This is a genomic window from Novosphingobium sp., assembly GCF_036803765.1.
Classification (GTDB): Bacteria; Pseudomonadota; Alphaproteobacteria; order Sphingomonadales; family Sphingomonadaceae; genus Novosphingobium.
In genome coordinates this window covers 83,192-104,806 of sequence record NZ_DAIRTS010000008.1, presented here as the reverse complement: position 1 = coordinate 104,806, position 21,615 = coordinate 83,192, and the positions used below count along the sequence as shown (strand labels likewise).

General features: G+C 69.6%; 21 protein-coding genes. 10 read left to right on the top strand and 11 right to left on the bottom strand.

What is annotated here, in order from left to right; all coding sequences use genetic code 11:
• Nucleotides 1-146: 146 nt before the first annotated feature.
• Nucleotides 147-806, top strand: a complete 660-nt coding sequence (locus tag V7Q48_RS07460; protein ID WP_333837245.1) for a polysaccharide biosynthesis/export family protein — start codon at nucleotides 147-149, stop codon at nucleotides 804-806.
• Nucleotides 807-984: 178 nt separating this feature from the next.
• Here V7Q48_RS07460 and hutU read toward each other — a convergent pair whose 3' ends face one another.
• The 4 genes from hutU to hutI are packed head-to-tail and all read right to left on the bottom strand — an operon-like array spanning nucleotide 985 to nucleotide 6,199.
• The gene (gene hutU, locus V7Q48_RS07455) at nucleotides 985-2,652 is read right to left on the bottom strand and encodes a urocanate hydratase (RefSeq protein ID WP_333837244.1); all 1,668 of its coding nucleotides are present in this window, start codon (nucleotides 2,650-2,652) and stop codon (nucleotides 985-987) included.
• Between the two features lie 3 nt (nucleotides 2,653-2,655).
• Nucleotides 2,656-3,447, bottom strand: coding sequence for an N-formylglutamate deformylase (hutG, locus tag V7Q48_RS07450; RefSeq protein ID WP_333837243.1), 792 nt, complete (start codon nucleotides 3,445-3,447; stop codon nucleotides 2,656-2,658).
• Entirely contained in the window at nucleotides 3,444-5,003 is a 1,560-nt protein-coding gene (gene hutH, locus V7Q48_RS07445; RefSeq protein WP_333837241.1) for a histidine ammonia-lyase, read from the bottom strand. Before hutH ends, hutG begins: the two co-directional genes overlap by 4 nt.
• Nucleotides 5,000-6,199, bottom strand: a complete 1,200-nt coding sequence (gene hutI, locus V7Q48_RS07440) for an imidazolonepropionase (protein WP_333837239.1) — start codon at nucleotides 6,197-6,199, stop codon at nucleotides 5,000-5,002. Before hutI ends, hutH begins: the two co-directional genes overlap by 4 nt.
• Before the next feature lie 59 nt (nucleotides 6,200-6,258).
• On the opposite strand from hutI, the gene V7Q48_RS07435 reads away from it, so the two are divergent.
• Together V7Q48_RS07435 and V7Q48_RS07430 are read left to right on the top strand one after the other, a co-directional pair.
• Entirely contained in the window at nucleotides 6,259-7,653 is a 1,395-nt protein-coding gene (locus tag V7Q48_RS07435) for a formimidoylglutamate deiminase (RefSeq protein WP_333837238.1), read from the top strand.
• Entirely contained in the window at nucleotides 7,650-8,366 is a 717-nt protein-coding gene (locus V7Q48_RS07430) for a UTRA domain-containing protein (RefSeq protein WP_333837237.1), read from the top strand. The genes V7Q48_RS07435 and V7Q48_RS07430 overlap by 4 nt, the downstream gene beginning before the upstream one ends.
• 10 nt (nucleotides 8,367-8,376) lie before the next feature.
• Here V7Q48_RS07430 and V7Q48_RS07425 read toward each other — a convergent pair whose 3' ends face one another.
• Together V7Q48_RS07425 and pobA are read right to left on the bottom strand one after the other, a co-directional pair.
• A complete protein-coding gene (locus tag V7Q48_RS07425) occupies nucleotides 8,377-9,048 on the bottom strand; it encodes a response regulator transcription factor (RefSeq protein ID WP_333837236.1) in 672 nt (223 codons plus the stop codon).
• Nucleotides 9,049-9,279: 231 nt separating this feature from the next.
• Complete coding sequence (gene pobA / locus V7Q48_RS07420) at nucleotides 9,280-10,449, bottom strand: 4-hydroxybenzoate 3-monooxygenase (protein ID WP_333837234.1); 1,170 nt, start codon at nucleotides 10,447-10,449, stop codon at nucleotides 9,280-9,282.
• A gap of 127 nt (nucleotides 10,450-10,576) precedes the next feature.
• On the opposite strand from pobA, the gene V7Q48_RS07415 reads away from it, so the two are divergent.
• The 4 genes from V7Q48_RS07415 to V7Q48_RS07400 all read left to right on the top strand — a co-directional run bounded on the left by V7Q48_RS07415 (nucleotide 10,577) and on the right by V7Q48_RS07400 (nucleotide 13,955).
• The gene (locus V7Q48_RS07415; RefSeq protein WP_333837233.1) at nucleotides 10,577-11,416 is read left to right on the top strand and encodes a helix-turn-helix domain-containing protein; all 840 of its coding nucleotides are present in this window, start codon (nucleotides 10,577-10,579) and stop codon (nucleotides 11,414-11,416) included.
• 92 nt (nucleotides 11,417-11,508) lie between these two features.
• On the top strand, nucleotides 11,509-12,642 hold the full coding sequence (locus tag V7Q48_RS07410; RefSeq protein WP_333837232.1) for a cobalamin-independent methionine synthase II family protein: 1,134 nt from the start codon (nucleotides 11,509-11,511) through the stop codon (nucleotides 12,640-12,642).
• Nucleotides 12,643-12,677: 35 nt separating this feature from the next.
• On the top strand, nucleotides 12,678-13,073 hold the full coding sequence (locus tag V7Q48_RS07405; protein ID WP_333837231.1) for a nuclear transport factor 2 family protein: 396 nt from the start codon (nucleotides 12,678-12,680) through the stop codon (nucleotides 13,071-13,073).
• Nucleotides 13,074-13,208: 135 nt separating this feature from the next.
• Nucleotides 13,209-13,955 (top strand): IclR family transcriptional regulator, encoded by a 747-nt coding sequence (locus V7Q48_RS07400; RefSeq protein WP_333837230.1) that lies wholly within the window; start codon nucleotides 13,209-13,211, stop codon nucleotides 13,953-13,955.
• Between the two features lie 9 nt (nucleotides 13,956-13,964).
• Here the strand turns inward: V7Q48_RS07400 and V7Q48_RS07395 are convergent, their stop codons facing one another.
• The 5 genes from V7Q48_RS07395 to V7Q48_RS07375 all read right to left on the bottom strand — a co-directional run bounded on the left by V7Q48_RS07395 (nucleotide 13,965) and on the right by V7Q48_RS07375 (nucleotide 19,486).
• Nucleotides 13,965-14,813, bottom strand: a complete 849-nt coding sequence (locus V7Q48_RS07395; RefSeq protein ID WP_333837229.1) for a transporter — start codon at nucleotides 14,811-14,813, stop codon at nucleotides 13,965-13,967.
• 66 nt (nucleotides 14,814-14,879) lie between these two features.
• Complete coding sequence (locus V7Q48_RS07390) at nucleotides 14,880-15,896, bottom strand: serine hydrolase domain-containing protein (protein WP_333837228.1); 1,017 nt, start codon at nucleotides 15,894-15,896, stop codon at nucleotides 14,880-14,882.
• A complete protein-coding gene (locus V7Q48_RS07385) occupies nucleotides 15,893-17,476 on the bottom strand; it encodes an amidase (RefSeq protein ID WP_333837227.1) in 1,584 nt (527 codons plus the stop codon). The genes V7Q48_RS07390 and V7Q48_RS07385 overlap by 4 nt, the downstream gene beginning before the upstream one ends.
• Before the next feature lie 105 nt (nucleotides 17,477-17,581).
• The gene (locus tag V7Q48_RS07380; protein WP_333837225.1) at nucleotides 17,582-18,703 is read right to left on the bottom strand and encodes a 5-methyltetrahydropteroyltriglutamate--homocysteine S-methyltransferase; all 1,122 of its coding nucleotides are present in this window, start codon (nucleotides 18,701-18,703) and stop codon (nucleotides 17,582-17,584) included.
• 111 nt (nucleotides 18,704-18,814) lie between these two features.
• Complete coding sequence (locus V7Q48_RS07375; RefSeq protein ID WP_333837224.1) at nucleotides 18,815-19,486, bottom strand: HAD-IA family hydrolase; 672 nt, start codon at nucleotides 19,484-19,486, stop codon at nucleotides 18,815-18,817.
• Nucleotides 19,487-19,547: 61 nt separating this feature from the next.
• Between V7Q48_RS07375 and glmU the strand changes: the two genes are divergently transcribed.
• The 3 genes from glmU to V7Q48_RS07360 all read left to right on the top strand — a co-directional run bounded on the left by glmU (nucleotide 19,548) and on the right by V7Q48_RS07360 (nucleotide 21,610).
• Nucleotides 19,548-20,930: a bifunctional UDP-N-acetylglucosamine diphosphorylase/glucosamine-1-phosphate N-acetyltransferase GlmU gene (gene glmU, locus V7Q48_RS07370; RefSeq protein WP_333837223.1), complete on the top strand. Its 1,383-nt coding sequence runs from the start codon at nucleotides 19,548-19,550 to the stop codon at nucleotides 20,928-20,930.
• A 108-nt stretch (nucleotides 20,931-21,038) separates the two neighbouring features.
• A complete protein-coding gene (locus V7Q48_RS07365; protein ID WP_333837221.1) occupies nucleotides 21,039-21,233 on the top strand; it encodes a ribbon-helix-helix protein, CopG family in 195 nt (64 codons plus the stop codon).
• A gap of 11 nt (nucleotides 21,234-21,244) precedes the next feature.
• The gene (locus tag V7Q48_RS07360) at nucleotides 21,245-21,610 is read left to right on the top strand and encodes a PIN domain-containing protein (protein ID WP_333837219.1); all 366 of its coding nucleotides are present in this window, start codon (nucleotides 21,245-21,247) and stop codon (nucleotides 21,608-21,610) included.
• Nucleotides 21,611-21,615 lie beyond the last annotated feature (5 nt).

The following is a 21,615-nucleotide window of genomic DNA, read 5'->3' as shown; positions in this document are numbered from 1 at the left end:
TCCGGGCTTTGCGGACCCGGCTCGCGATGCCCGGCGCGTTTGCGCGAACATCTCCATCCCGGAGGTTTCACCCTGGCGCCATCCATTGTCATCGCGCCGCCTGGGCATAGAAATGCGACCACACAAGGCCACCAGGGGGCACGACGATGAAGGCACCAACACAGCAGCGCCGGGGCAGCATTGCGGTCAGCCGCAACCACGGGAAGACACCAGCCGTCGGACGAGCAGCGGGGAAACGGCGCTGGGCACTGAGCCTTGCCTGTGCGGCGCTTGCCGCCCTGCCGGGGTGCGCCAGTTCGGCCGCGCCACCGATGACGGGGGCCGAACAGGCAGCGGACCTGTCGGGCTATCGGCTGGGCGCAGGCGACAAGTTGCGGATCACGGTGTTCAACGAACCTTCGCTGACCGGGGAATACAACGTGACGCCCGCAGGCGGCGTGGCATTCCCGTTGATCGGCGTGGTGGAGGCGGGCAGCCGCACGATCGAGGACCTGACGCACGAGATCACTGGCCGGCTCTCGGGCGCCTATCTCAACGATCCGCGTGTCAGCATCGAGGTGCTCGACTATCGCCCGTTCTACATTCTGGGCGAGGTGAACAAGCCGGGGGAGTATCCTTATGCCTCGGGCATGACGGTCGAGCAGGCGATCGCCAAGGCCGGCGGGTTTACCTATCGCGCCAACGAGAAGAACGTATTCCTGCGGCGTCAGGCAGCGGCGAGCGAACGCGCGGTGCCGCTGCGCAGCGGCGGGCCGGTGGCAGTGCTGCCGGGGGATACGATCCGCATCGGGCAGCGCTACTTCTGACGTCGCGGGGCGGGCCACGATCACGGCGGCAGCGCCCACGCCATGTTGCAGACAGGCGCAGGGCGTGGGCGTTGCGGTGTCGTGAAAGGCTCGCTGACGATTCAACCCGCCAGCGACGCTCGATCGTGCCGCAGCCGGCCTTTTACAGCCTACTTATTTGAGGCTCGCGAAGGGCCCGTCAGCCGAGGATGCCGGGCAGATCGAGTCCCTTCTCGCGCGCGCAGTCGAGCGCCTCGGGATAACCTGCGTCGGCGTGGCGCATGACGCCGGTGGCGGGGTCGTTCCACAGCACGCGCTCCAGCCGGCGTGCTGCTTCCGGCGTGCCGTCCGCGACGACGACCATGCCCGAATGCTGCGAATAGCCCATGCCGACGCCGCCGCCGTGATGCAGCGAGACCCAGGTCGCGCCGCTGGCGCAGTTGAGCAGGGCGTTAAGCAGCGGCCAGTCGGAGACCGCGTCCGAGCCGTCGCGCATGGATTCGGTCTCGCGGTTGGGGCTGGCGACGGAACCGCTGTCGAGGTGATCGCGGCCGATCACCACCGGGGCCTTCAACTCGCCGCTGGCGACCATTTCGTTGAACGCAAGGCCGAGGCGGTGCCGGTCGCCGAGGCCGACCCAGCAGATGCGGGCGGGCAGGCCCTGGAAGCGGATCTTCTCGCGCGCCATGTCGAGCCAGCGGTGCAGGTGCGCGTCGTCGGGCAGAAGCTCCTTCACCTTCTGGTCGGTCTTGTAGATGTCTTCCGGGTCGCCCGACAGCGCGGCCCAGCGGAATGGGCCGACGCCGCGGCAGAATAGCGGGCGGATGTAGGCGGGCACGAAGCCGGGGAAGGCGAAGGCATCGGCGACGCCTTCGTCGAGCGCCACCTGGCGGATGTTGTTGCCATAGTCGGTGGTCGGCACGCCGGCCTGGCGGAAGGCCAGCATCGCCTCGACGTGGCGGGCCATGCTGGCGCGCGCGGCCTTGGCAACGACCTGCGGCTCACGCTCGCGCTTGTCGATCCACTCCGCCACGGTCCAACCGGCGGGGAGATAGCCGTTGACCGGATCGTGCGCGCTGGTCTGGTCGGTGAGCAGGTCGGGCAGGATGCCGGCCTCGAGCATCTGCGGCAGGATCTCGGCGGCGTTGCCCAGCAGGCCCACCGAGACCGGCGTTTTTTCGGCACAGGAGCGGCGGATGATCGCCATGGCCTCGTCCAGCGTCTCGGCGGCATGGTCGAGGTATCCGGTGCGCAGGCGCATCTCGATCCGGCTGCGCTGGCATTCGATGGCGAGACACGAGGCCCCGGCCATGACCGCGGCAAGCGGCTGCGCACCGCCCATGCCGCCAAGCCCGGCCGTGAGCAGCCAGCGGCCCGCCAGGTCGCCGCCGTAATGCTGGCGCCCCATCTCGACGAACGTCTCGTAGGTGCCCTGCACGATGCCCTGCGTGCCGATGTAGATCCACGAACCGGCGGTCATCTGGCCATACATGGCCAGGCCCTTGCGATCGAGTTCGTTGAAGTGGTCCCAGTTGGCCCACTGCGGCACGAGGTTGGAATTGGCGATCAGCACGCGCGGCGCATCGGCATGGGTGCGGAACACGCCGACGGGCTTGCCCGACTGGACCAGCAGCGTCTCATCGTCCTCCAGCCGGCGCAGGGTATCGACGATACGGTCGTAGCTGTCCCAGTCACGCGCGGCGCGGCCGATGCCGCCATAGACGACCAGTTCCTCGGGGCGTTCGGCCACATCGGGGTGCAGGTTGTTCATCAGCATGCGCAGCGGCGCTTCGGTCAGCCAAGACTTGGCGGTGCGCTCGGTGCCGATGGCCGGCCGGATCACGCGGGTGTTGTCGATACGGGTCATCGGTCAGTCTCCGGCAAAGGCGAGGCAGGCGTCGAGCACGCGGGCCAGCACAGGTTGAAGAATGGTAAGCCGCCGCGGATCGGGGCGGAGCGGCCAGTTGTCGGGCGTGGGGTTGTCAGGTTCGGTGAGGTAGGCGCGCATCGCCAGCTCCATCTGGACGGCATGGACGCCGCCTGGCGGATCGCCATAGTGCCGCGTCGTCCAGCCACCCTTGAAGCGGCCGTTGACGACGTGGCTTTCGCTGCTCGCCGCGCAGACCTGCGCGATCGCGGCTTCGAGTTCGGGGGCGCAGGTCGTGCCCTCGTTGGTGCCGATGTTGAACATCGGCAATTCGCCGTCGAACAGGCGCGGGATCACGCTGCGGATCGAATGGGCGTCGTAGAGCACGACACGGGCGTGGCCGCCGCGCAGCCGCGCGATCTCGGCGGCGAGGGCGGCATGATAGGGCGCGTGGTAGGCCAGCCGGCGCCGCTCGATCTCGTCGGGCGCGAGCGTCTGGAGCGGCTCCCCATCGAACGTCTCTTCGGGGCACAGCCCGGTGGTCGCCATGCCGGGATAGAGCGAGGCGCCGCTGGGGTCGCGGTTCACGTCGATCACGCTGCGCGAGACGGTGGTGCGGATCGTCGTCGCCCCCAGCGTGCGGGCGTAGTCATAGACCTCGTCGATCCACCAGTCGGCATCGCGGCGCGCCAGCCACTCCGAGGCGAAGGTGCAGCCGGCCAGGTCCGTTCCCGTATGGGGGAATGCGACGACCAGCGGCGCATCGCCCTGCGCGATGTGCAGCCAGTCGGTCATGCCGGCATCGACGGGGCCGGCATCAAAGGGGCGAGCATCGGCAGGGCGAGCGGGCAGGCGGCGAGCACGGCGCCGGTCTCGACCAGCGCGCGCGCGGCGGCGATGTCGGGGCCGAAGTGGCGATCCTCGACCAGCGCGGGCACGGCACCGCGCAACAGTGCGCGCACCGCCTCGAGCGGTTCGCTCGAGCGCAGCGGGGCGTGAAATTCCATGCCCTGGACCGCGGCGAGCAGTTCGAGGCCGAGGATTGCATCGAGGTTGCCGGCCATGTCGGCCAGGCGGCGCGCGCCATGCGCGGCCATCGAGACATGGTCTTCCTGGTTGGCCGAGGTCGGGATCGAATCGACGCTGCAGGGCGCGGCGCGCTGCTTGTTTTCCGAAACCAGCGCGGCGGCGGTTACTTGCGGGATCATGAAACCGGAATGGAGGCCGGGCAGCGGCGTGAGGAACGCGGGCAGGCCCGAGAGCGCCGGATCGACCAGCATGGCGAGGCGCCGCTCGGACAGCGAACCGATTTCCGCGAGTGCCAGCGCGATCATGTCGGCGGCGAAGGCCACCGGCTCGGCATGGAAGTTGCCGCCCGACAGCGCCTCGTCGGTATCGGCGAAGATCAGCGGATTGTCGGTGACGCCGTCGGCCTCGATCTCGAGCGTGCGCGCGGCCTGGCGCAGCAGGTCGAGCGCGGCGCCCATGACCTGCGGCTGGCAGCGCAGGCAATAGGGGTCCTGCACACGGGGATCGTCGATCGCATGGCTGGCGCGGATCGCACTGCCGGCCATGAGCGCGCGCAGCGCCTCGGCGGTCTCGATCTGTCCGGCATGGCCACGCAGCGCGTGGATGCGCGGGTCGAACGGGGTGTCGGTGCCGCGCGCCGCCTCGGTCGAAAGTGCGCCGGTGATGAGGCCGGTCGCGAGCAGGCGTTCGGCGGCGAACAGTCCGGCCAGCGCATTGGCGGTGGAGAACTGCGTGCCGTTGAGCAGCGCGAGTCCTTCCTTCGGTCCCAGCGCGATCGGGGCGAGCCCGGCGGCGGCCAGCGCCTCGGCAGCGGGGACGGTGCGGCCCTCGACGATGATCTCGCCCACGCCAAGCATCGCGGCGGTCATGTGCGCGAGGGGGGCAAGGTCGCCGCTGGCGCCGACCGACCCCTGACACGGCACGACCGGCACCAGCCCCGCCTCGAGCATGGCGGCGAGCAGGCGCACGGTATCGGCGCGCACGCCCGAGGCGCCCTGCGCCAGGCTGGCGAGCTTGAGCGCCATCATCAGCCGCACCACCGGCACGGGCGAGGGGGCGCCGGTGCCCGCGGCGTGGCTCAGCACGATGTTGCGCTGGAGCGCGGCGAGGTCGGCGTCGGCGATGCGCACGCTCGCCAGCTTTCCGAAGCCGGTGTTGATGCCATAGACCGCGTCACCGCGCGCCAAGATGCGCGCGACGGCGGCGGCGCTGGCCTCGATCGCGGGCCAGGCGGTGGGATCGAGCGCGACCGGCGCGCCGGCATGGATCGCGCGCCATTGACCCAACGTCGTTGCGCCGGGGGTGATGAGGACGGGGTTCATGAGCCACTCCGGATACGGGCATGGAGCGGATTGGCGCCCATGCGATAGACAAGGTCGGCAGGGCGCGCGATGCTCCAGATCGCAAGATCGGCGGCCTGGCCGGGGATGAGTTGGCCGACCTGGCCGGCAAGCCCCAGCGCGCGCGCGGCATTGACCGTTGCGCCGCGCAGGCATTCCTCGACGGTCAGGCGGAACAGCGTAGCGCCCATGTTGAGCGCCAGCAGCAGCGAGGTGAGGGGCGAAGTGCCCGGGTTGCAGTCCGTCGCCAGCGCGATCGGCACGCCGGCGGCGCGCAAGCCCCCGATCGGCGGCGCCAGCGTGTCGCGCATCGCGTAAAATGCGCCGGGCAGCAGCATCGCCACGGTGCCGGCCTGTGCCATGGCCGCGATGCCGGCCTCGTCGAGGTGTTCGAGGTGATCGGCCGAAAGCGCGCCGTGGCCGGCGGCAAGTGCCGCGCCATCGAGGTTCGAGAGCTGTTCGGCGTGGAGCTTGACTGGCAGGCCGAGCGCGCGGGCGGCGGTGAACAGGCGGTCGACTTGGCCCCGCGAAAAGGCGATGCCCTCGCAAAAGGCATCGACCGCATCGACCAGGCCCTCGGCGGCCAGTGTTGGCAGCCAGTGGTCGGCCAGTTCGGCGACGTAGCCGTCGGCATTGCCGTGCCATTCGGGGGGCAGGGCATGGGCGCCGAGGAACGTCGTGACCACGCGCAGCCGGCGCAGTTCGCCCAGCCGGCGCGCGGCGCGCAGCATCGTGCGCTCGGCCTCCAGCGTCAGGCCATAGCCGGACTTGATCTCGATCGTGGTGACGCCCTCGCGCAGCAGCGTGTCGAGCCGGGGCAGGGTTTCGGCAACCAGCGTGTCCACGCCCGCCGCGCGCGTGGCACGGACACTGGCCATGATGCCGCCGCCTTCGCGGGCGATCTCGGCATAGCTCTTGCCCGCCAGCCGTGCCTCGAACTCGTCGGAGCGGTTGCCGGCATGGACGATGTGGGTGTGTGCGTCGATCAGGCCGGGGGTGATCCAGCGCCCGCCGCAATCGACGACGCGCGGCGCGGTCAGATCGCCTGCTTCGGCGGCGGGGCCGGCATAGGCGATGATCCCGTCGCGCGCAGCGACGACGCCATCGTGCACCACGCCCATATCGTCGCCGGCCATCGTAGCCAGGTGCGCGTTGGTCCAGATCGTGTCGCAGCGCATGGGCGGTCCTTGCGAGAGGCTGAATAATGTATATACATATTCAGGCAAGGAGCGCGGCGATGCAAGCGGATTTTGACACTCTCCATTTCGAGGCGGCGTGGTTGCCCGGCGGCTGGGCGAAGAACGTGCGGCTGATGCTGTCTGCAGGGCGTATCGCGCGGGTCGAGCGGGACGTCGGGCCGCGGGGCGGGGAGGCGCAGCATCGCTGGGGCCTGCCGGGCTTGCCCAACCTGCACAGCCATGCCTTCCAGCGCGCCATGGCCGGGCTGGCCGAGCGGCGGGGACCGCAAGGGGGCGAGAAAGACGGGAGCCAGGCTTCCGACAGTTTCTGGACCTGGCGCGAGGCGATGTACCGCTTCGTCGGGCGCATGACGCCGGACCACCTCCTCGCCATCGCCGCGCAGGCGCAGGTCGAGATGCTGGAGAGCGGCTTTACCCGCGTCGGCGAGTTCCACTACTTGCATCACGACGCCGACGGGCGCCCTTATGACGATCCGGCGGCGATGAGCGCGGCGATCGTCGCGGCGGCGGCGGAGACCGGCATCGGCCTGACGCTGCTGCCCGTGCTGTATACGCATTCGGGTTTTGGCGGCCTGCCGGCCCAGCCGGGGCAGCGGCGTTTCGTCCACGACGTGGACGGCTTTGCCCGGCTGCTCGAGGCGGCGCGCCGGCACGCGGCGCGACTGCCCGATGCCGTGGTCGGCGTGGCGCCGCACAGCCTGCGCGCGGTGACGCCGGACCAGCTGGCGCACGTGCCGCACCTGGCTGGCGACGCGCCGATCCATTGTCACGTCGCCGAGCAGGAGCGCGAGGTCGCCGATTGCCTGGCCTGGTCGGGGCAGCGCCCGGTCGCGTGGCTGCTCGATCATGCCCCGGTCGACGCGCGCTGGTGCCTGGTCCATGCGACCCACATGACCGGGGCGGAGACCGCCGCGCTTGCCGCCAGTGGCGCCGTGGCGGGTCTGTGCCCGATCACCGAGGCGAACCTGGGCGACGGGCTGTTCCCGGCCGAGGCGTTTCTGGCCGCTGGCGGGCGCATCGGCGTGGGTAGCGATTCCAACGTGCGGATCGACGCGGCGGAGGAGCTGCGCCTGCTCGAATATGGCCAGCGGCTGGCCCTGCGCCGCCGCGCCGTGCTGGCGGGCGCTCCGGGCGCCTCGACCGCCGAAACCCTGTTCGACGCCAGCGTCATGGGCGGTGCGCAGGCGCTCGGATCCAGCGGCGGGCTGGTCGCAGGCGCTTCGGCCGACATCGTCAGCCTCGATTCCCACCATCCCGGCCTCATCGGCCATGGGCCGGAAAGCCTGCTCGATGCATGGGTTTTTGCGGCGGGCCGTGGCGCGATCGATGGCGTATGGCGCCATGGCGCGAAAGTGGTTAGCGGCGGACGCCATCATGCGCGCGAGGCGATCGCGCGCCGCTACGCCGCTGTGCTGGGAGACTTGTGCGGGTGAAGACCTCGCTGCACGATACGATCCGCGCCGATTTCGCCGCGCGCATCCGCGCCGGTGAACTGGCGCCCGGCGATCGCCTGCCGACCGAGGCGGAGCTGTGCGAGGCTTATGGCTGCTCGCGCATGACGGTGAACAAGGCACTGACTGCGCTCGCGGCGGAAGGGCTGGTCGAGCGGCGCAAGCGTGCCGGAACGCTGGTCGCCCACCCGCGCGTGCATGCCATGGTTCTCGACGTGCCAGACCTTGCCGCGCGCGTCCGCGACGAAGGGCAGGCCTATGCCTTTGAACTGCTGGCGTGCAGCGAACGCAGCCCGCAGCGCGGCGAGGCGGGCGAGGTCGCGCTGGCGGCAGGCGGGCGGCTGCTTGCGCTCGATGGCCTGCACCGGGCCAACGGGCGCCCGCTGGCGGTCGAGCACCGGCTGGTCAGCCTTGCTGCCGTACCTGCTATGCGCGAGGCGGCCCTGGGCGCCAATGGATTGGGCGAGGACGGGCCGGGCACCTGGCTCCTGCGGCACATTCCCTGGACCGAGGCGGAGACGCGCATCACCGCCGCCGGCGCCACGCGCGAGGAGGCCGCGCTGCTCGGCGTGGCGGCCGGTCATGCCTGCCTGTGCATCGAAAGGCGCACCTGGCGCGGCGACGAGGCGATCACGCTGGTCCGCCAGGTCTTTCCCGGCGAACTTTACGATCTCGTCGCGCGCTTCGGGCCTTGAGCCGGCGCCCTCAAGGCTTGTCGAGCACGTAGCCCAGCGCGCGCACCGTGCGCAGCGGATAGCCCGCGCCGACATCGCGCAGCGCGCGCCGCAACCGGCTGACCCAGGCATCGACGGTGCGCTCGTCGATCGGCTGGCCCTGTTTGCCCAGCGCCGCGATCAGTTGAGTGCGCGAGAAGACCTGGCCCGGCTGCTCCATCAGGTAGCGCAGCAGGCGCAGCTCGTTGGGCATCAGTGCGATCGGCTTGTCCTTCCACCGGGCCTGCAAGGCGGTGAGATCGAGGCTGAGTTCGCCGAGGCGCAGCGTGCGCGCCACGGTTTCGCGATCGGGCAACTGCACCGAAAGCACGCGATCGAGCACGGTCCCGCGATCGATCGGCCCGACGATGTAGTCGTCCGCACCGGCGCGCAAGGCCCGGCGCTTGGCGTCGGGATCGTCTTCCTCGAGGATCATCGTCACGTGCGCCTGCTCGGTCATGGCATCGCAGCGCAGCCGGCGGCACAATTCGAGGCCCGACAGTTCGGGCAGGAGCCAGTCGACGAAAGCCCAGGGCCGGCCGTCGAGGAGGGGCAGCGGGCCGTTCCAGCGCCAGGGGTGGAACATCACCTTGAGTTCGCCATGGGCGAACGGATCGTGGCCGCCCTCGAGCGGGTTGGTCAGCAGAATGTCGATCTGGCGCATGGGGTGCCCGTCAGGAAGGATGACTGGGCGCTATGTGGTGGCAGTTTGTGACGGCGGCATGACTTGCACGCGATTGCTGTCACAGATTGCGTGCTGCGGAAGGGAGCGGCCCCTGGCGGTATCAACGGAAACCGGGCGGCGCGGGAGAGAGGCCCCGCACCGCCCGGTCGTGCCGGGCCCTGCTCGCATGTCGAGGCGAGGCAGGGCGGCAAGCGCGTCACATCGGCGGCGTCAAACCGGAAGGCCGACGTAGTTTTCGGCGATGCTGGTCTGCGCGGCGCGGCTCGTCGCAATATAGTCGAGTTCGGCGACTTGCATCGCGCGCTCGAACGGGCCGTCGTCGGGGAAGCGGTGCATCAGCTTGGTCAGCGACCAGCTGAAACGCTCGGACTTCCACACCCGCGCCAGCGCCTTGGCGGAATAGCCGGCGATGGCATCGGCATCGAGGGACTTGAAGAAGCCGGTCAGCGCCTGCGCGGCATAGTGCACGTCGCTGGCTGCAAGGTTGAGGCCCTTGGCGCCGGTCGGCGGCACGATATGCGCGGAATCGCCGCAGAGCAGCAGGCTGCCATGGCGCATCGGCTCGAACACGTAGGAGCGCAGCGGCGCGATCGACTTCTCGATCGAGGGGCCGCGCGTCATGTTGGCGGCGGCTTCGGGGCCGAGGCGCACGGCCAGTTCGTCCCAAATCCGCTCGTCGCTCCAGTCCTCGATCTTTTCGGTCAGCGGTACGTCGACGTAATAGCGGCTGCGGGTGTGGCTGCGCATCGAGGCCAGCGCGAAGCCGCGCTCGTGATTGGCGTAGATCAGCTCGTGATTGCAGGGCGGCACGTCGGCCAGGATGCCGAGCCAGCCGAAGGGATAGACGCGCTCGTATTCGCGCACGACCGAGGCCGGGATCGCACGGCGCGAGGGTCCGTGGAAGCCGTCGCAGCCGACGATGAAGCGCGCGTCGAGGCGCTCCTCGCGGCCGTCGCGCGTGAAGGTGAGCCAGGGGGCGTCGCTCTCGATTTCGTGCAGAGCCACGTCGCCGGCGCCGTAGATCACCTCGAGGCCGCGCTCGGGCGCTGCGTCCATCAGGTCGCGCGTCACTTCGGTCTGGCCATAGACGGTCACGGTCTTGCCGGTGAGGTCGGCAACGTCGATGCGGATCAGGCGCTCGCCGTCGGCAAGGTTGAAGCCTTCCTCGACAAGCCCTTCGGCGCGCAGCCGGGCGTCGAGGCCAAGGCGGGCCATGAGGTCGACGGTGATCGATTCGAGCACGCCGGCGCGGATGCGGCCGAGCACGTAGTCGCCGGTCTGGCGCTCGACGACGATGCAGTCGATGCCTTCGGCGCGGAGCAGGTGGCCGAGCAGCAGTCCGGCGGGGCCGGCGCCGACGATGGCGACTTGGGTCTTCATGGGTTTGGTCTCTCCCGGCGGGCGCCCGGTGATGCGGGCTGCATGCGATGGTCACGATCTTGACAGCGCGGCCGCGTGGCAGGAAGGCATGGAGCCGACATTCGCTGGTACAATCCGGACAAAGCCCATGACGCGCAGCGCCATTCCCAGTTATGCCCTCTATGGTGAGGATGCCGACGGCATCGCCCATGGTTTTGCGCATATCGAGACCATTGCCGCGCGATCGGCGCTGCACGATTGGGAGATCAGGCCGCATCGGCACGGTGATTTCGTCCAGCTGCTGCTGGTGCAGGAGGGACAGGCGCTGGTCACCTTCGATGGTGCCGACCATGCGCTGGACGGGCCGCTGGCGGTGATCGTCCCGGCGGGCGTGGTCCACGGCTTCCGCTTTCGCGCAGGGACACAGGGGCATGTCGTGACGCTGGGGGCCGACTTCATCGCGCGCGCGCCGCAGGCAGACGATGCGCTGCATCGGGCGCTGGCCACGGGACAGGCCCTGGCGCTCGAGCCGGCGGCGGCGCGGCGTGCCGGATGGCTTGCGCAGGAAATGCAGGCCTTGCAGGACGACTGGGCGCAGCGCGATCCGGCGCTGCTGCTCGCCATGGCCGAGACCCTGGCGCGCTGCGTCGCGGCACCCGTCGCGCAGGTGGCCGGGGGCGATGCGCGGCTCGATCGCTTCCGCCAGCTGGTCGAGGTGCATTATCGCAGCCACCGCGACCTGGCGTTCTATGCCGATGCGCTGGGCATGACGCCGCGCACGCTGGCGCGGCTGACCGCGGCGCGGCTGGGCTGCACGCCGATGGACCTCGTCCACCGCCGCCTTGCCAGCGAGGCGCGCCGTCTGCTGCGCTATACCAATGCCACCGCCGCGCAGGTGGCCGGCGAGCTCGGCTTCGAGGACCCGTCGTACTTCTCGCGGTTTTACGTGCGCATGACCGGACGCCGCCCGGCGCAGGATCGCGGGTGACGCGATCGTGCTTGCGGCCCCGCGCAATCCGGCTATGAAATCTTCACAACCGTGAAATCTCGCGTCAATTCGTAATCGAGGGGAGAGGCCGCATGGCCCATATCAAGACCACCCATGTCGGCAGCCTGCCGCGCGGCGAGGAGCTGACGCCGCTGTTGCTCGCGCGCGATGCGGGCCAGCCCTATGACGCAGCGGACTTCGACGCCAAGGTCGGCGCGGCCGTCTCCGAGGCGGTGCGCCAGCAAGTCGCGGCCGGGGTCTCGGTGGTCAGTGACGGCGAACTCGGCAAGGTCGGATACTCGACCTACATGATCGAGCGCCTCTCGGGCTTTGGCGGACACATCGATCGCAAGCCGGCGGCAGACCTCGCCGAAGTGCCGCAGCTGGCCAAGAAGCTCTCGGCGATCATGGGCAGCCAGGAGTTCGTGCGCGCCTCGTGCATCGCTCCGGTCCGCAAGGTCACGCTCCAGCCCCTGCACGACGATATCCGTCGCTTCCGCGCCGCACTCGACGCGCATGCCGCGCCGGACACCGAGGCGTTCATGAACGCCGCCTCGCCGGGCCTCATCACTGCGTTCCAGGTCAACCGCCACTACCCGAGCCACGAGGCCTATCTCGCCGACCTCGCTGATGCGATGCGCGAGGAATACGAGACGATCGTGGCCGCCGGCTTCCAGCTGCAGCTGGACTGCCCCGATCTCGCGATGTCGCGCCACACCGGGTATCAGGACTTGTCCGAGGACGAATTCCTCAAGGTGGCGGCGGCCAATGTCGAGGCGCTCAACGCCGCGACCGCCAATATCCCGCCCGAAAAAATGCGCATGCACGTGTGCTGGGGCAATTACGAAGGCCCGCACGATCACGACATCCCGCTCGAGCGGGTGATCGACATCGTCATCAAGGCGCGCCCCGCCACCGTGCTGTTCGAGGCGGCCAATCCGCGCCACGAACACGAGTGGAAGGTCTGGGCGGATGCGAAGCTGCCCGATCACAAGGTGCTGGCGCCCGGCCTGATCGACACCTGCTCGAACTATATCGAGCATCCCGAACTCGTTGCCCAGCGCATCGAGCGGTTCGCCGGCATCGTTGGGCCCGATCGCGTGGTGGCGAGCACCGACTGTGGCTTCGGCACCTTTGCCGGATATGGCAAGATCGACCCGATTGTCACCTGGCGCAAGCTGCGCGCGCTGCGCGAAGGCGCGGACATCGCGGGGGCGCGCCTGTGAGCGGGGATATGAGTGGGGATGTGGGCGCTGTCGCCATGACGGCAGATGAACGCCGCGCCGCCGAGGCCGATTGCGCGCGGCTGATCGCGCTTTACGCCAACCTCAACGACGCCGCGCGCTGGGACGAAGTAGCCGCGCTTTATGCCGAGGATGGCGTGATGGTTCGCCCGACCGCGCCTGACGCGCCGGTCAGCGGCCGGGCTGGGATCCTGGCGGCATTCCAGGTGCGCCCGCCGCGCGTGACGCGCCATGTCTGCAGCAACGTGGTGATCGAGGTGGAGAGTGCCGACAGCGCCCGCGGCGAAAGCGCGATGCTGCTGTTTACGGGTGGCCCCGCGCCGCTGGTGGGCTCGTTCCACGATCGGTTCGTGCGCACTGCGGAGGGCTGGCGCTTCGCCGAACGGCGCGGTTCGCTGCTGTTCCAGGATTGACCGTCGATAGCCCCCTCCTCTTTGGAGGAGGGGGTTGGGGGTGGTGGATATCTCAAACCTCGTTTTTGGCCGCCACCACCCCCCGACCCCCTCCTCTGAAGAAGAGGGGGAGCAGGAGAAGGACCACCTCGCTTCATGTCTTCCACGCCGTCCGCTTCCGCTCCCGTCAAGTCGGCGCTGCGCACGCTTGACGTGATCGAGTATGTCGTCGCCCATGCCGGTGGCGTGGTGGCGCAGGATGTGGCGCAGGCGCTGGGCATTCCGGTGTCGAGCCTGTCCTACCTGCTCGCGACGCTGGTCGACCGGCAATATCTGGCGCGCGAGGGGCGGCGATACGTGCCGGGGCCGGGGCTCGAGCGATTGCGCGTCAGCCCCTCGGCCCTGCCACTGGCAGATCGCATGGCGCCGCTGGTCCGCGCGCTCAAGGCCGAGCTCAACGAGACCGCCAGCTTCCTCACCCGCGTCGGCTGGGAGGCGGAATCGCTGGTGACCGAGGCCGGCGACCATGCGCTGCGCTATGCGATCGAGCCGGGCACGCGCCGGCCGCTGCATTGCCTCGCGGCGGGCAAGGTCATCCTCGCCCATCTCCCCGATGCGGACCTGCATCGCTATTTCGCCGAGAGTACGCGGGCGGCGATGACCGAGCATACCCGCGTGCGCGATGCGGACTTGCGCGCCGACCTCGATCGCATCCGCGCCGAGGGCATCGGCACCGCCTGCCACGAGGCGACGCTGGGCATCTGCGGCACCGCCGTGCCGGTGCGCGTGAACGGCCAGGTCGTCGGCGCGTTCAGCGTCGCGGTGCCCGAGGTGCGCTTCGACGAGGCGCTCGCCCGGCGCATCCGCCAGGCGCTGCTGCGCGCAGCGGCGGCCGTCGCCTGAGGCGCACCCTCAGAACTTGCGCGACACGCCGAAGCTCAGTTCCACGTCGGGCGTGTCGCGGTTGAGCCCGGCCACGGCCTGAACGTCGAACTGCAGCATCTTGGCGGGCTGGACGTCGAACGAGAGCGAGGCGCGGCTCATCGTCGCGTGGTGTTCGGGATCGTTGTCGCGCACGAACTGCAACTCCGGGGTCAGGCGGGTGGCCTTCGACAGGTGCACCTGCACACCCATCGCCGCGCCATAGCTGAGGTGCCGCCCGTCGCCGCTCTCGTTCACGGCGGCGTCGATTTCGGGCGAGAATTCGAGCGAGACGGTGTCGTCGATCTTGTAGCTCGTCGGCACGATCAGGCCTGCGCCCCAATCGCCGGCGCCCACATCGGTGCGCCCGGTCGGCAGCGTCACGAAGGGGAGGACCGCGACTGCCAGCCCGGTCTTGCCCTCGGCCGGGTGGCGCAGGTTCTGCTTGAGGCCCAGCGTCACGTCGCCCACGCCCTGGACGCTATCGACCGCGCCGGTGGTGATGTCACGGGTGCGGGCGCGGCCATAAGCTGTCCAGCCGAGGCGCACTTCGGTCGTCGGCGTCACGCCGTAGCGCAACTGGATCTGGCCCGCCTCGATCGTGTCATGCCGCTGGTCCGGCTGCTTGTCGAGCGTCCAGTTGGCGAGGCCGACCTCCACTTGCAGGCGCCCCGGATCGACGGTGCAGGCCGGAGTGTTGAGGCCGGGGCGATCGCTGCACAGGTCGCGCAGCGTGGGGTGGCGGGTGCTGTCCTGCGCCACCTCGTCGGGCGTGCCGGTATCCTGCGCGGCGGCGGGTGCGGCGGACAGCAGCAAAGCGCCGGCGATGATCGTTTTCATGTGTGCCCCTCGTTGATCGGGGCATGAACGTGCGCTTGGGGCGAGTGTTCCGAAAGGCTCGCGGGCTTACCCGGTACAGGCGGCGGCCGACAGCAATTCGTAGGCGAAACCGGATTGCTGCCAGACCTCTCCGAAGGAAAAGTCATCGGTCGAGCGGTTGGTGAAGGCAATCACCGTCAGGCGCTGGTCGGGCAGGATGAAGTTGCGCGTCTGCACGCCCGCGATCTCGCCGTCGCGCTGGACGATACGCACCGGCTTGGCACATCCGGCCAGCGGCGCGGTGAAGATCCAGGCGCCAAGGCCCTGATAACTGCCCTGGCCTTCTGCGGTCCACAGCACGTCGCGCACCGCGGGCGAGCCGATCCGCCCATCCATCAGCGCCTGGTCGAAGGCCCAGAGCGCACGGGCCGTGCCGAGAAGACCGCCGGCCGCGCCAAAGCTGCCAAGCTCGAAAACCGGTTCGGGCTTGCCGCCGATGAAGCCGGGAACACCGCGTTCGCCCGGGCGGGCCATGGCGAGGCCGACGGGCCAGCGCAGCGGAGCGCCGGCGCTGGCTGCGACGATCGTGTCGCAGTTGTTGTAGCGGAACGGCAAGGCCGCGGTGGCCGGCGTGGCGGGGCGCTGCAGGCAATAGGCGAGATTGGGGCGCGGGGACCGGTAGAAGGCCGGCATCTGCGTGGCGGCGGCGGGTGTGTCGTCAGGGTTGGCGAGGTCGGTATGATGGGTAAGCAGCGCGCGCAGCGTGGGGAGGGCGCGCGCCACGCGGCGGCCGGGAATGGCGACCGGCTGGTCCAGCGCGGACGGTGCACGGGCCACCAGCAGCGCGGCGGTGACCTGCTTGCTGATCGAGGCAATCCGCCAGCGCTGCCCGGCCGTATGTGCCACGCTGCCACGGGGCGTGACCGTGCCGAACCCGCGATCGACCAGCAGCTTCGCATCGCGGCCGCTGCCACGCCCGACGAGGATCTCGCCGGCAAAACCATGGCGGGCGGCCACGGCCTCGATGGTTTCGGCGCTGGCGGACGATCCGCAGGCCATCAGGGACATACCCAGCATGAGCGCGCGCACGCGGGCTTGTTTCATCGCGCGGTCTCGTCGAGGCGGGGCGCACGGCGCGCCTGGGCCGCCTGCTCGAAGGCGTAGCCATAGCCGAGCAGCCGGGCGTCGTCCCAAGCCGTGCCCACGAACGAGAGGCCGACGGGCAGGCCGCCGACGAGGCCCATCGGCACGGTAAGGTGCGGGTATCCCGCCACCGCTGCCAGTCCGCCCGCGCCGCCGCCGACGAAATTGTCCTTGAGCACCGGGTCGATCAGCCAGGCCGGCCCCAGCGTCGGCGCGACGAGCGCGGTGACCTTGGCCTCGGCCAGCATGCGGTCGATCCCGCCGGGCCCGGCCCCGCGCTTCGCTTCGGCGGCGGTCTTGACGTAGTCGGGATCGGCGAGGCCCCTGGTCTTGTCGGCCTCCTCGAAGAATTCCTGGCCGAACAGGGAAAGCTCCTCGCCGGCATGCGCCTTGTTGAAGGCGATGAGGTCGGCCAGCGTGCGGGTGGGCACCTTGGCTGGGTTAGTCGAGGCGAGGTAGGTCGCAAGGTCGGCCTTGAGCTCGGTGGAGAGCACGAGCTGCTCCGCCTCGCCCAGGTCGCGCGTTTCGGGCGGCGGGGCCTTGATCTCCACCAGCGTCGCACCGGCGGCGCGCAGTGTGTCGAGCGCGCGGGCGAACACCGCGTCGGTTTCCGGGTGGAAGCCGGCGGCGTAGCGCATCACGCCGATGCGCGCGCCTCTCAGCGCGGCGGGGGACAACTGGCCGGCAAAGTCGTGCCCCATGGCATCGGCGCGGGCGGTGGCGGGGTCGGCGGGGTCACTGCCGGCCATCGCGCCGAGCAGGATCGCGGCATCGCGCACGCTGCGCGCCATCGGGCCCGGGGTGTCCTGGCTATGGCTGATCGGCACGACATGCGTGCGGGACACAAGGCCGACCGTGGGCTTCAACCCGACGAGACCGTTGATGGCGGAGGGGCAGGTGATCGACCCGTCGGTTTCGGTGCCGACCGCAGCCGCGGCAAAGCTGGCGGCGGCGGCAGCGCCGGACCCGGCGCTCGACCCGCAGGTACTGCGCCGGGGATTGTAGGGATTGCGCGCCTGCCCGCCCGTCGCGCTCCAGCCGCTGATCGAATGGTTGGAGCGGATGTTGGCCCATTCCGACAGATTGGTCTTGCCCAGCACGATGGCGCCTGCCGCGCGCAGCCGCGCCACAAGCGGCGCATCACGGCCGGTCACGTTGTGCGCCAGCGCAAGGCTGCCGGCCGTGGTGGCGACCGGGTCCGCGCTCTCGATGTTGTCCTTGATGAGCACCGGGATGCCGAGCAGCGGGCCGGGGACGCGGCGGGTGCGGCGCGCGACGTCGGCAGCCCGCGCCTGCGCCAGCGCTTGTGGGTTGAGCGCGATGACGCTGTGCAGCCGGGGATCGAGCCGCGCAATCCGCGCTTCGTAGGCGGTGACCAGCTGGACCGCGGTGACGCGCCCCGCAGCCAGGTCGCTACGCAGCGTGTCGATCGACTTTTCGGTGACGTCGTACGCCGGGGCAGGGCGGACCTTGGCCTGGGCTGCCGACCCGGTGGCAAGCGCCATGGTGGCCGCAGCGGCAAAAAGGATCGCAGGTTTCATCGGCTCGGCCCCCCAAGAAGCGTGTTGGCCACAGACTGGCACGGCGCCACACTGTGGCCAACACCGTATTTGGGACGGCCTTAGGACCGAGGCGATTATCGCCGATCAGGCGGCGTCGGCACCCCAGACTTCGCGGGCGACGTCGATCACCAGTTCCATCTTCGCGCGCTGCTGGTCGAGCGCGATGTCGTTGCCGTGCACGGTCGAGGAGAAACCGCACTGCGGCGACAGCGCCAGCTGGTCGAGCGGGATGAACTTGGCCGCTTCTTCGATCCGGCGCAGGACGGTGTCACGGGTCTCCAGCTCGCCCAGCTTGGTGGTGACGAGGCCGAGGACCACGGTCTTGCCCTTGGGCACGAAGCGCAGCGGCGCGAAATCGCCCGAGCGCGCGTCATCGTATTCGAGGAAGAAGGCCTGGATGTTCAGCTCGTTGAACATGACTTCGGCGACGGGTTCGTAGCCTCCCTCGGCCGCCCAGCTCGAACGGAAGTTGCCGCGGCACAAGTGCACGCCGAAGGTCATGCCCTCGGGCGAGCCGGCGATCGCGGCATTGATCATGCCGGCATAGTGGCGCGGCAAATCGTCGGGATCGAGACCGCGCGCGCGGGCATTGGCGCGCTGGGTGTCGTCGCACAGGTAGGCGAGGTTGGTGTCATCGAGCTGCAGGTAGCGGCAGCCGGCCGCGGCGAGGTCCGCGACCTCGGCCTGGTAAGCGGCGGCGACGTCGGCGAAGAATTCCTCCATGTCCGGATAGACCGCCTCGCTGATCCCTTCGCGGCCGGCGCGGAAGTGGAGCATGGTGGGCGAGGGGATCGTGACCTTGGGCGTGCGGTTGGTCACGCTCGCGAGAAATTCGTAGTCCGCGCGCTGGATCGGGCGGGCGTGACGGATCTTGCCGGTCACGACCATGCGCGGCGGGGCATAGTTGATGTCCTTGCCGGCGGCGTGCTTGAACGACACTTCCATGCCGCCCTGTTCCTCGATCCCGTCGAGCTGGAGCAGGAAGTCGGTGTGGAAGAAGGTGCGGCGGAATTCGCCGTCGGTGATGCCCTGAAGCCCAAGGCCTTCCTGGAAGGCGACGACGTCACGGATCGCCGCGTCTTCCGCCGCGCGCAGGCCGGCCGCGTCGAGCGTGCCTTCGCGATGGGCGGCGCGGGCATCGAGCAGCGCCTCGGGGCGCAGGAAGCTGCCGACGTGGTCGGCGCGAAACGGGGGCTTGGCAGGCATGGGAACTCCTTGACGGAAAACGCGGGCGCGAACGATCCGCGCCGGCGCTCAAGCCGATCGCGGCCTCACCGTCAAGTCTGATATAAGGATTTCTTTATATCCTCTCGGATATCAGCCAATCCGCTCGAGCGTCGGCACCAGCTCGTCGAAATGGTTGATCACCGCATCGGCGCCGAGGTCGTGGACCGGCCGATCGTTGAAGCCGAAGCTGACGGCCACGACCGGCAGCGCGGCCGCGCGCGCCGCGCCGATGTCGAACGTCGTGTCGCCCACGAAGGCGGCGCGGCCGCCGCCGCAACGCCGGACCATCTCGAGCAGCATGTCGGGGGCGGGCTTGGCCTTGCCGGGGCCGAGCGTGTCGCCGCCGATCACCGTGGCGAAGCGCGCCGAGAGGCCGAGTTCGCCGAGCAGCTTGACCGCAAAATCCTCACGCTTGTTGGTGGCGACGGCGATGGTCACACCGCGCGCGGCCAGTGCGTCGAGCATTTCGGCGCCGCCGGGATAGAGCCGCGAGTGCACCGCGATCGCCTCTTCGTAGAAGCCGAACAGCTGGGCCTGCATCGCCGGCACGTCCGCCGGATCGTAGCCGCCGGTTGCGTCCAGGGCGCCGCGCAACATCTGCCCGGTGCCGCCGCCGATGAAGCGGCGTACCTCGTCGAGCCCGAAGGTCGGTCGACCGGCCAGTTCCAGCGTGCGGTTGAGCGCGACACCGAGGTCCCAGGCCGTGTCGCACAGCGTGCCGTCGAGGTCGAAGCCGACGATCGAATAAGGAAAATTGCCCATGGCCCGTGCCAGTGCCGCCCCGTTCTGGAAACTGCAAGGATAAGCTGGCAAGGATGCGCGCATGACCGAACCTGCTCCCGTCTCGTCCGCCCGCGCCCCGCTTGCGCTCGTCGTCCTCGCCGCTGGCAAGGGCACCCGCATGAAAAGCGACCTGCATAAGGTGCTGCACCCGATCGCGGGCCGGCCGATGCTGCAGCACCTGATGGCGAGTGCCGCCGCGCTGGCGCCCGAGCGTCAGGTCGTCGTCGCCGGGCACGGGCGCGACCAGCTGGAAAAGGCACTGGGCGATAGCGCGACCATTGCCGTGCAGGACCCGCAGCTCGGCACCGGCCACGCGGTGCAGCAGGCGCAAGGCGCGCTGGCCGGTTTCGCTGGCGACGTGCTGATCCTCTATGGCGACGTGCCCTTCGTGCGTGCAGAGACCATGGAGCGGATGCTCGCCCGCCTTCACGCCGAGGATGCGCCCGCGGTGGTCGTGCTCGGCTTCGAGCCGGCCGACACGCTGCAATATGGCCGCGTCATCGCCGAGCAGGGGCGCATCGTGAAGATGGTCGAGCACAAGGACGCGACCGACGCGGAACGCGCCTGCCGCCTGTGCAACTCCGGGCTGATGGCGGTGCGCGGGGCGGACCTGTTCGGCCTGCTGGACCAGGTCGGCAACGATAACGCGCAAGGCGAGTATTACCTGACCGACATCGTCAACGTCGCCAATGCGGCAGGCAAGACCTGCGCAGTGGTGGTGACCGACGACGAGTACGAAGTGGCCGGCATCAACAGCCGCGGCGAACTCGCCCAGGCCGAGGCGCGCTGGCAGGAACGCCGCCGCGCTGCCGCCATGGCCGATGGCGCCACGCTCGTCGCGCCCGAGACCGTGTGGTTCGCCTTCGACACGGTGCTCGGCCGCGACGTGACGGTGGAGCAGAACGTGGTGTTCGGCCCCGGCGTGACGGTGGCGGACCATGTCGTGATCCACGCCTTCTCGCATCTCGAGGGCTGCACCCTCGACAGCGGCGTCTCGATCGGCCCGTTCGCCCGCCTGCGCCCCGGCGCAAGGCTCGAGACCGGCAGCCGCGTCGGCAACTTCGTCGAAGTCAAGAACGCGCGGCTGGGCGCGGGCGCCAAGGCCAACCACCTGACGTACCTCGGCGACGCGGACGTGGGCGCGGGCGCCAACATCGGTGCGGGCACGATCACTTGCAATTACGACGGCTACTTCAAGTACCGCACCGTCATCGGCGAGCGCGCTTTCATCGGATCGAACTCCGCGCTGATCGCCCCGATCCGCATCGGCGCCGACGCCATCGTCGCGGCGGGCAGCGCAGTCTCGCGCGACGTGTCGGATGGCGAGCTGCGGCTGGTGCGCGGCGAACAGTTGGTCAAGCCTGGCTGGGCCGACCGCTTCCACGACGCGATGAAGAAAAAGAAGGCCGAGGGGAAGAAGTAGGAGATACAAGCGCGGCCCTTGGAGTGGCTTAAGTCCAAGCAGGGCCAACCTCTTGCAATATGATATACCGATATGATATCGCCATATCATATCTGCAGTGAGGTTCGCGTGCGTACTCTGGTCGACATTCCCGACGACGACATCGACAAGCTCGACGCGCTGGCCTCGCGCGCCGGGCGGTCGCGTGCGGCGGAGATCCGTGAGGCGGTGCGCGCGCATCTGCTGCGCAAGTCGGGGCAGGACTGGATCGGGCGCGGCGCGGGGTACTGGCGCGGGCGGGGCGACCTGCCCGGCGGCTCCTGATCGCCAGGCCGATGTCCGACCCGATCTTCGACACCGGCATCGTCGCCGACTGGCTGGCCGGCAAGGCTGCCGCCGAGGCCGAGCTGCTGCGCTATCCGCGCCACCGGATCAGCCGGCTGAGCTGGACCGAACTCTGCGCCGCCGAGCCGATGGAAAGCCGCGATCATGTCCGCGAATTAATCGCGCCGTTCGAAATCGTAGAGCTCGACGGGCGTATAGCGGCGGCTGCGGCGGATCTCATGGCGCGGATGGGCCTGGGATTGACGCCGGCGGTGGTGCTCGCCACCGCGCAAGTCAGTGGTGCGATTCTGGTGACACGAAATACCAAGGATTTCCCGGCCATGATGCCGGGCATCCGCGTTCCCTACCAATCCTGAAGAAA